Genomic DNA, 9,127 nt, shown 5'->3' on the forward strand with positions numbered 1-9,127 from the left:
CATGAAGAGGCTGGTCCCGCAGCCCCGAAGGGGCGCGGGGAACCGCGCGACCAGCCACAGCGGACCCGCAGACGAAGCACCCGCGGCAAGCGGAGCGCTCAGTCGCGGGCCGCGGTCAGATGCTCGGCATGCTCCTGGAGCGAACGCACGCCCACGTCACCGTGGTTGAGCGCGTCGATGCCCTGGACGGCGGCGGCGAGCGCCTGGACCGTCGTCAAGCAGGGCACGGAACGGGCCACGGCGGCCGTACGGATGTCGTAGCCGTCGAGGCGGCCACCGGTGCCGTACGGCGTGTTGACGATGAGGTCGACCTCGCCCTCGTGGATGAGCTGGACGATGGTCTTCTCGCCGTTCGGGCCCTCGCCCTCGGACTGCTTGCGCACGACGGTGGCGTTTATGCCGTTGCGCTTGAGCACCTCGGCCGTGCCGGACGTGGCGAGCAGTTCGAAGCCGTGGGCGACCAGTTCACGCGCCGGGAAGATCATCGAGCGCTTGTCGCGGTTGGCGACCGAGATGAAGGCGCGGCCCTTGGTCGGCAGCGGGCCGTACGCGCCCGCCTGGGACTTGGCGTACGCCGTGCCGAACACCGAGTCGATGCCCATGACCTCGCCGGTGGAGCGCATCTCCGGGCCGAGGATCGTGTCGACGCCACGGCCGTGGATGTCGCGGAACCGCGACCACGGCATGACGGCCTCCTTGACGGAGATCGGGGCGTCCAGCGGCAGTTCACCGCCGTCGCCGACGGCCGGCAGCAGCCCCTCGGCGCGCAGTTCGGCGACGGTCGCGCCCAGCGAGATCCGGGCGGCGGCCTTCGCCAGCGGCACCGCGGTCGCCTTCGACGTGAAGGGGACCGTGCGCGAAGCCCGCGGGTTGGCTTCCAGGACGTACAGGATGTCGCCCGCCATCGCGAACTGGATGTTGATCAGTCCGCGCACGCCCACTCCGCGAGCGATGGCCTCCGTCGAGGCCCGCAGACGCTTGATGTCGAAGCCGCCGAGCGTGATCGGGGGCAGCGCGCACGCCGAGTCGCCGGAGTGGATGCCGGCCTCCTCGATGTGCTCCATGACACCGCCGAGGTACAGCTCGTGGCCGTCGTACAGCGCGTCCACGTCGATCTCGATCGCGTCGTCCAGGAAGCGGTCAACCAGGACCGGCCGGGACGGGCTGATCTCGGTCGACTCCTCGATGTACGAGGCCAGCCGCGCCTCGTCGTACACGATCTCCATGCCGCGCCCGCCGAGGACGTACGACGGCCGGACGAGGACCGGGTAGCCGATCTCGTCGGCGATGGCCTTGGCCCCGGCAAACGTCGTCGCGGTGCCGTGCTTCGGCGCGGGCAGCCCGGCCTCCGCGAGGACCTGGCCGAAGGCGCCGCGGTCCTCGGCGGCGTGGATCGCCTCGGGCGGAGTGCCCACGACCGGTACGCCGTTGTCCTTGAGCGCCTGCGAGAGGCCCAGCGGGGTCTGTCCGCCGAGCTGGACGATGACGCCCGCGATCGGTCCGGCGAGCGTCTCCGCGTGGACGATCTCCAGCACGTCCTCGAGCGTCAGCGGCTCGAAGTACAGGCGGTCGGAGGTGTCGTAGTCCGTGGAGACGGTCTCGGGGTTGCAGTTGACCATCACGGTCTCGTAGCCCGCGTCGCTCAGCGCGAAGGAGGCGTGGACGCAGGAGTAGTCGAACTCGATGCCCTGGCCGATGCGGTTCGGGCCCGAGCCCAGGATGATCACGGCGGGCTTCTCGCGGGGCGCGACCTCGGTCTCCTCGTCGTACGAGGAGTAGAAGTACGGCGTCTTGGCCGCGAACTCGGCGGCGCAGGTGTCCACCGTCTTGTAGACCGGGCGTACGCCCAGCGCGTGCCGCACCTCGCGCACGACGTCCTCGCGCAGGCCGCGGATCTCGCCGATCTGGACGTCGGAGAAGCCGTGGCGCTTGGCCTCGGCGAGCAGCTCCGGGTCCAGCTTGTCGGCGGCGGCCAGCTCGTCCGCGATCTCCTTGATCAGGAACAGCTGGTCCACGAACCACGGGTCGATCTTCGTGTACTCGAAGACCTCCTCGGGCGTGGCGCCCGCGCGGATGGCCTGCATGACGGAGTTGATACGGCCGTCGGTCGGCCGGATGGCCTCCGCAAGCAGTTCACGCTTGTCGCCGGGCTCGCCGACGAACGTGAACTGCGAGCCCTTCTTCTCCAGCGACCGCAGCGCCTTCTGCAGCGCCTCGGTGAAGTTGCGGCCGATCGCCATGGCCTCGCCGACCGACTTCATGGTGGTGGTCAGCGTGGAGTCGGCGGACGGGAACTTCTCGAAGGCGAACCGCGGCGCCTTGACGACGACGTAGTCGAGCGTCGGCTCGAAGGACGCCGGGGTCTTCTCCGTGATGTCGTTCGGGATCTCGTCGAGGGTGTAGCCGACGGCGAGCTTGGCGGCGATCTTGGCGATCGGGAAGCCGGTCGCCTTCGACGCGAGAGCCGAGGAGCGCGACACCCGCGGGTTCATCTCGATGACGATGATGCGGCCGTCGTCCGGGTTCACCGCGAACTGGATGTTGCAGCCGCCGGTGTCGACGCCGACCTCACGGATGATCGCGATGCCGATGTCACGCAGGCGCTGGTACTCGCGGTCGGTCAGCGTCATCGCGGGCGCCACGGTGATCGAGTCGCCGGTGTGCACGCCCATCGGGTCGAAGTTCTCGATGGAGCAGACGACCACGACGTTGTCGTGCTTGTCGCGCATCAGCTCCAGCTCGTACTCCTTCCAGCCGAGGATGGACTCCTCCAGGAGCACCTCGGTGGTAGGCGAGAGCGTGAGGCCCTGCCCCGCGATCCGGCGCAGCTCCTCCTCGTCGTGCGCGAAGCCGGAGCCGGCGCCGCCCATGGTGAAGGAGGGCCGGACGACGACGGGGTAGCCGCCGAGCGTCTCGACGCCCTGGATCACATCGTCCATGGAGTGGCAGATGACCGAGCGGGCGGACTCGCCGTGCCCGATCTTCTCGCGGACGGCCTCGACGACGTCCTTGAAGAGGTCGCGGTCCTCGCCCTTGTTGATCGCCTCGACGTTGGCGCCGATCAGCTCGACACCGTACTTCTCCAGCACACCCTGCTCGTGCATGGAGATCGCGGTGTTGAGGGCGGTCTGGCCGCCGAGCGTCGGCAGCAGGGTGTCGGGCCGCTCCTTGGCGATGATCTTCTCGACGAACTCCGGGGTGATCGGCTCGACGTACGTGGCGTCGGCGATCTCCGGGTCGGTCATGATCGTCGCCGGGTTGGAGTTGACGAGGATGACCCGCAGGCCCTCGGCCTTGAGGACGCGGCAGGCCTGGGTGCCGGAGTAGTCGAACTCGGCGGCCTGACCGATGACGATCGGGCCGGAGCCGATGACCAGGACGGACTGGATATCGGTGCGCTTAGGCACTCTGGCCCTCCATGAGCTGTACGAAGCGGTCGAACAGGTAGGCCGCGTCGTGCGGGCCCGCCGCCGCCTCGGGGTGGTACTGGACGCTGAACGCCGGCTGGTCGAGCAGCTGCAGCCCCTCGACGACCTGGTCGTTCAGGCAGACGTGCGAGACCTCGGCACGTCCGTAGGGGGTCTCGGAGACCTTGTCGAGCGGCGCGTCGACGGCGAAGCCGTGGTTGTGCGCGGTGACCTCGACCTTGCCGGTCGTACGGTCCTGCACGGGCTGGTTGATGCCCCGGTGGCCGTACTTCAGCTTGTACGTGCCGAAGCCGAGGGCGCGGCCGAGGATCTGGTTGCCGAAGCAGATGCCGAAGAGGGGCGTCTTCCGTTCCAGCACGGCACGCATCACGGAGACCGGGTGCTCGGCCTTCTCCGGGTCACCGGGACCGTTGGAGAAGAACACGCCGTCCGGCTCGACCGCGTAGATGTCCTCGGCCGTCGCGGTGGCGGGCAGCACGTGCACCTCGATGCCGCGCTCGGCCATGCGGTGCGGGGTCATGCCCTTGATACCGAGGTCCACGGCGGCGACGGTGAACTTCGCGGCACCGATCGGGACGGCTTCGCCGTCGGGGCCGATGGCGGGGACGACGTACGTCTCCTTGGTGGCCACTTCCTCGTAGAGGCTGGCGCCCTTCATCTCGGGGGCCTGGCGCACCTCGGCGAGCATGGTGCCCTCGTCGGGCAGCGCGTTGCCGGAGAAGATGCCGACGCGCATGGCGCCGCGCTCGCGCAGATGGCGGGTGAGCGCGCGGGTGTCGATCCCGCTGATGCCCACGACGCCCTGCTGGACAAGCTCCTCGTCCAGGGAGCGCCGGGAGCGCCAGTTGGAGGGCACGCGCGCGGGGTCCCGTACGACGTAACCGGCGACCCAGATGCGCTTCGACTCGGGGTCGTCGTCGTTGACGCCCGTGTTGCCCACGTGCGGGGCGGTCATCACGACGACCTGACGGTGGTACGACGGGTCGGTGAGGGTCTCCTGGTAGCCGGTCATGCCGGTGGAGAACACCGCCTCGCCGAAGGTCACCCCCACGGCCCCGTAGGCGCGGCCGTGGAAGGTGCGGCCGTCCTCCAGGACGAGTACGGCGGGAGCCGCCTTTCGCCTCTGCGAGGCGGTTCCCTGGATGGAGGTCGTCATCGTGCGCCTTCCGTCTTGTCGCTCTTGTCACTCGTGTTGATCATGTTGTTCAGGGTGTCGACCCACTCGTTGTGCTCGGCCGCGCGGTCGGACCGGAAGCCCGAGTCGATCAGCCGGTCGCCGTGCTCCCAGGTGATGACGAGGAGCCCGCCCTCGGTGAGGACCTTGCCCGCGATGCCCTTGTCGAGCCGGGCTTCACGCAGTTGCGCCACGGGCACGAAGAAGTCGGCCGCTCCGGGGCGTACGACATCCAGTCCCGCGTCCGTCAGCGTGACCTCGGCCCGGCTGCGGGTGCCCAGTCCGTGCGCCACGATGCGGTCGAGCCACTGCCCGGCGGTGGTGGAGCCGTGGTAGCGGCCGCTCATCGTCAGTTTCGCCTCGCCGGGCTCTTCCGGCGCGGTGTGCAGCTCGGGAAGGTCGCCCTGGAGCGCGCCGCGCCACTTCCAGCCCTCGCGCATCAGCCAGTAGACGAGCGCGATGAACAGGACGAGGCCGACGAGCCAGCCGATCCGGGCGGCCCAGTCGGTCACTTCCGCGGACTTCTGTTCCGCGGCGAGGTCCGCCGCGATCTGCGCTGCAATGGGGGTGAGTGATGTCACGCGAGCTTCCCGTCGACGAGCGTGGCCCTGCCCCGGAGCCACGTGTGCGTGACACGGCCCGGCAGCTCACGACCCTCGTACGGAGTGTTGCGGCTGCGCGAAGCGAAGCCCGCGGGGTCCACGGCTCCACGGTATGCCGTGTCGACGAGGGTGAGGTTGGCGGGCTCGCCTGCCGAGACGGGACGGCCGTGGCCCTGCGCCCGGCCGATGCCGGCGGGCTTGAACGACATGCGGTCGGCGACCCCGGCCCAGTCGAGCAGCCCGGTCTCGACCATCGTCTGCTGGACGACGGACAGCGCGGTCTCCAGGCCCACCATGCCCATGGCGGCCGCGGCCCACTCGCAGTCCTTGTCCTCGTGCGGGTGCGGGGCGTGGTCGGTGGCCACGATGTCGATCGTGCCGTCGGCGAGCGCCTCGCGCAGGGCCATGACGTCGCGCTCAGTACGCAGCGGCGGGTTGACCTTGTAGACGGGGTTGTACGAGCGCACCAGCTCGTCGGTGAGGAGGAGGTGGTGCGGGGTGACCTCGGCGGTGACGTCGATGCCGCGGGACTTGGCCCAGCGCACGATCTCCACCGATCCCGCGGTCGACAGGTGGCAGATGTGCACGCGCGATCCGACGTGCTCGGCGAGCAGGACGTCCCGGGCGATGATCGACTCCTCGGCCACCGCGGGCCAGCCGCCGAGTCCCAGCTCGGCGGAGACGACGCCCTCGTTCATCTGGGCGCCCTCGGTGAGCCGGGGCTCCTGCGCGTGCTGGGCGACGACTCCGCCGAAGGCCTTCACGTACTCGAGCGCCCGCCGCATGATCACGGCGTCGTCGACGCACTTGCCGTCGTCCGAGAAGACGGTGACGCCCGCGGCCGACTCGTGCATCGCGCCCAGCTCGGCGAGCTTCTTGCCCTCCAGGCCGACGGTGACGGCGCCGATGGGCTGCACATCGCAGTAGCCGTGCTCCTGGCCGAGCCGGTAGACCTGCTCGACGACTCCGGCGGTGTCGGCGACCGGGAAGGTGTTGGCCATGGCGAACACGGCCGTGTAGCCGCCGCTGGCCGCCGCGCGGGTACCGGTCAGGACCGTCTCGGAGTCCTCGCGGCCGGGCTCACGCAGATGGGTGTGCAGGTCCACGAGCCCCGGCAGGAGCACCTTGCCGTCGGCCTCGACGACCTCGGCGCCCTCGGCCGACAGGCCACTGCCCACGGCCGCGATCTCGGAACCGTCGATCAGGACGTCCTGCGGCTCGCCGCCGAGCACCTTCGCACCACGGATAAGGATCTTGCTCATGTGACTTACTTCTCCTCGGTACGGGTGTGGGTGACGGCGGGTTCGTTGCCGCCGAGAAGCAGATAGAGCACGGCCATCCGGATCGAGACGCCGTTGGCGACCTGCTCGATGGCGGTGCAGCGCTCGGAGTCGGCGACCTCGGCAGTGATCTCCATGCCGCGGACCATCGGCCCGGGGTGCATCACGATGGCGTGCTCGGGCATCTTCGCCATGCGGTCCCCGTCGAGCCCGTAGCGCCGCGAGTACTCGCGCTCGGTCGGGAAGAACGCCGCGTTCATCCGCTCGCGCTGCACGCGCAGCAGCATCACGGCGTCGGACTTGGAGAGCGTGCTGTCCAGGTCGTACGAGACCTCGCAGGGCCAGGACTCGACGCCGACGGGCACCAGGGTCGGCGGGGCCACGAGGGTGACCTCGGCGCCGAGGGTGTGCAGCAGGTCGACGTTCGAGCGGGCGACGCGGCTGTGCAGGATGTCGCCGACGAGCGTGATGCGCCTGCCGGCCAGGTCCTGACCGAGGCCCGCGTCCCGGCCGACGAGCCGGCGGCGCATGGTGAAGGCGTCGAGCAGTGCCTGCGTGGGGTGCTGGTGGGTGCCGTCGCCCGCGTTGATGACGGCGGCGTCGATCCAGCCGGAGGTGGCGAGCCGGTACGGGGCTCCGGAGGCGCCGTGCCGGATGACGACGGCGTCGACGCCCATGGCTTCGAGGGTCTGCGCGGTGTCCTTGAGGGACTCGCCCTTGGAGACGCTGGATCCCTTGGCGGTGAAGTTGATGACGTCCGCGGAGAGACGCTTCTCCGCGGCCTCGAACGAGATCCTCGTCCGGGTGGAGTCCTCGAAGAAGAGGTTGACGACGGTGCGGCCGCGCAGGGTCGGCAGTTTCTTGATCGGCCGGTCGGCGACCCGGGCCATCTCCTCGGCGGTGTCGAGGATCAAGACGGCGTCGTCGCGGGTGAGGTCGGCGGCCGAGATGAGATGACGCTGCATCTGTCAGGCTCCGTAAGGCAGTTCAGGTCGGGAAGCGGGGGCCCGGGAGGTGTCCCCTCGGAAGGGCACGGCCGGGCCGACGCGGGCGCGCGAAAGCGCACTCGGGGTCGTACGAGCGGACGTACGGCTGTGTGCCGCTACTGCTCGCCGGGCCGGGCGGTCCGCTTCGCACCGAGCAGCACGGTGTCGCGACCGTCCTCCTCGGCGAGCTGGACCTTGACCGTCTCCCGCAACGACGTGGGGAGGTTCTTGCCGACGTAGTCGGCGCGGATCGGGAGTTCGCGGTGGCCTCTGTCGACGAGGACCGCGAGCTGTACCGCACGGGGACGCCCTATGTCGTTCAGCGCGTCGAGGGCGGCCCGGATGGTGCGGCCGGAGAAGAGCACGTCGTCGACAAGGACGACCAGGCGGCCGTCGATGCCGTCACCGGGGATGTCCGTACGGGCCAGTGCGCGCGGCGGATGCATGCGCAGGTCGTCGCGGTACATCGTGATGTCGAGGGAACCGACCGGGATCTTGCGGTCGGTGATCTCTTCGAGCTTGGCGGCCAGCCGCTGGGCGAGGAAGACGCCCCTGGTCGGAATGCCGAGAAGCACCACGTCGTCGGCGCCCTTGGCGCGTTCGACGATCTCGTGGGCGATGCGGGTCAGCACCCGCGCGATGTCGGGGGCTTCCAGGACGGGCCGTGCGCCGGCCTCGTACTGCTGCTTGTCCTGCTCTGAGTCCATACGAAACGGACCTCCTTCTCCGCCTCACGGGACGGATCATTAAAGGACGTCGGAATTGCGCCATCCACGGTACCAGCCCGACAACGCCCCTGATCACCCCCCTGGCACCAGCCGTACCGGGCTCCCACGGAAGGGTCGGTCCGGACCATTCGGCTTGACGAGGCAGAGTCACGCTGCGTAACCTCACAGTGAGTCACCAGCCGCGCGGCCGAGCCGCACGTCGACACAGTGCCGGGGAGCTATATGTCCAGCGAATACGCCAAACAGCTCGGGGCCAAGCTCCGCGCCATCCGCACCCAGCAGGGCCTTTCCCTCCACGGCGTCGAGGAGAAGTCCCAGGGCCGCTGGAAGGCGGTCGTGGTCGGTTCCTATGAGCGCGGCGACCGCGCCGTGACCGTGCAGCGTCTCGCCGAACTGGCGGACTTCTACGGCGTGCCGGTGCAGGAACTGCTGCCCGGCACCACTCCGGGCGGCGCCGCCGAGCCGCCGCCGAAGCTGGTCCTGGACCTTGAGCGGCTGGCCCACGTGCCGGCCGAGAAGGCGGGCCCCCTGCAGCGCTACGCGGCGACGATCCAGTCCCAGCGCGGCGACTACAACGGCAAGGTGCTGTCGATCCGCCAGGACGACCTGCGCACGCTCGCCGTCATCTACGACCAGTCCCCCTCGGTCCTCACCGAGCAGCTGATCAGCTGGGGCGTCCTGGACGCCGACGCGCGCCGCGCGGTCTCCCACGAGGACGCCTGACCCGTACCGGGACTGAGAAGAAACGTGGCGCCCGGGGGGGGGGGGGGGGGGGCGGGGGGGGGCCCCCCCCGGGGGGGGGGGGGGGGGGGGGGGGGGGGGGGGGGGGGGGGGGCGGGGTGCCAGTGTGCAGGGGTGCCTGGTGTCCGGTGCTCGGTGCTCGGAAGAGGCAGCGGCTCCAGGCACTGCTCGCTCACCCCCGCTCCGCG

The 9,127-nt window shown here is 70.1% G+C and carries 7 protein-coding genes; 1 reads left to right on the top strand and 6 read right to left on the bottom strand.

What is annotated here, in order from left to right:
• Positions 1-98: 98 nt before the first annotated feature.
• The 6 genes from carB to pyrR form a co-directional block, all read right to left on the bottom strand.
• Positions 99-3,407 (bottom strand): carbamoyl-phosphate synthase large subunit, encoded by a 3,309-nt coding sequence (gene carB / locus ACIBEI_RS38765; RefSeq protein WP_398895241.1) that lies wholly within the window; start codon positions 3,405-3,407, stop codon positions 99-101.
• Positions 3,400-4,584, bottom strand: coding sequence for a glutamine-hydrolyzing carbamoyl-phosphate synthase small subunit (carA, locus tag ACIBEI_RS38770; protein WP_398895243.1), 1,185 nt, complete (start codon positions 4,582-4,584; stop codon positions 3,400-3,402). Before carA ends, carB begins: the two co-directional genes overlap by 8 nt.
• Positions 4,581-5,183: a hypothetical protein gene (locus ACIBEI_RS38775; protein ID WP_398895244.1), complete on the bottom strand. Its 603-nt coding sequence runs from the start codon at positions 5,181-5,183 to the stop codon at positions 4,581-4,583. Before ACIBEI_RS38775 ends, carA begins: the two co-directional genes overlap by 4 nt.
• A complete protein-coding gene (locus ACIBEI_RS38780; protein WP_189839870.1) occupies positions 5,180-6,466 on the bottom strand; it encodes a dihydroorotase in 1,287 nt (428 codons plus the stop codon). The genes ACIBEI_RS38775 and ACIBEI_RS38780 overlap by 4 nt, the downstream gene beginning before the upstream one ends.
• 5 nt (positions 6,467-6,471) lie before the next feature.
• Complete coding sequence (locus ACIBEI_RS38785) at positions 6,472-7,449, bottom strand: aspartate carbamoyltransferase catalytic subunit (protein ID WP_398895246.1); 978 nt, start codon at positions 7,447-7,449, stop codon at positions 6,472-6,474.
• A gap of 137 nt (positions 7,450-7,586) precedes the next feature.
• Positions 7,587-8,177, bottom strand: coding sequence for a bifunctional pyr operon transcriptional regulator/uracil phosphoribosyltransferase PyrR (gene pyrR / locus ACIBEI_RS38790; protein WP_189839872.1), 591 nt, complete (start codon positions 8,175-8,177; stop codon positions 7,587-7,589).
• Between the two features lie 243 nt (positions 8,178-8,420).
• Here pyrR and bldD point away from each other — a divergent pair, with 243 nt between their 5' ends.
• Complete coding sequence (gene bldD, locus ACIBEI_RS38795) at positions 8,421-8,921, top strand: transcriptional regulator BldD (RefSeq protein ID WP_027751102.1); 501 nt, start codon at positions 8,421-8,423, stop codon at positions 8,919-8,921.
• Positions 8,922-9,127: the final 206 nt, after the last annotated feature.

The organism is Streptomyces sp. NPDC050988, from assembly GCF_044456225.1.
Classification (GTDB): domain Bacteria; phylum Actinomycetota; class Actinomycetes; order Streptomycetales; family Streptomycetaceae; genus Streptomyces.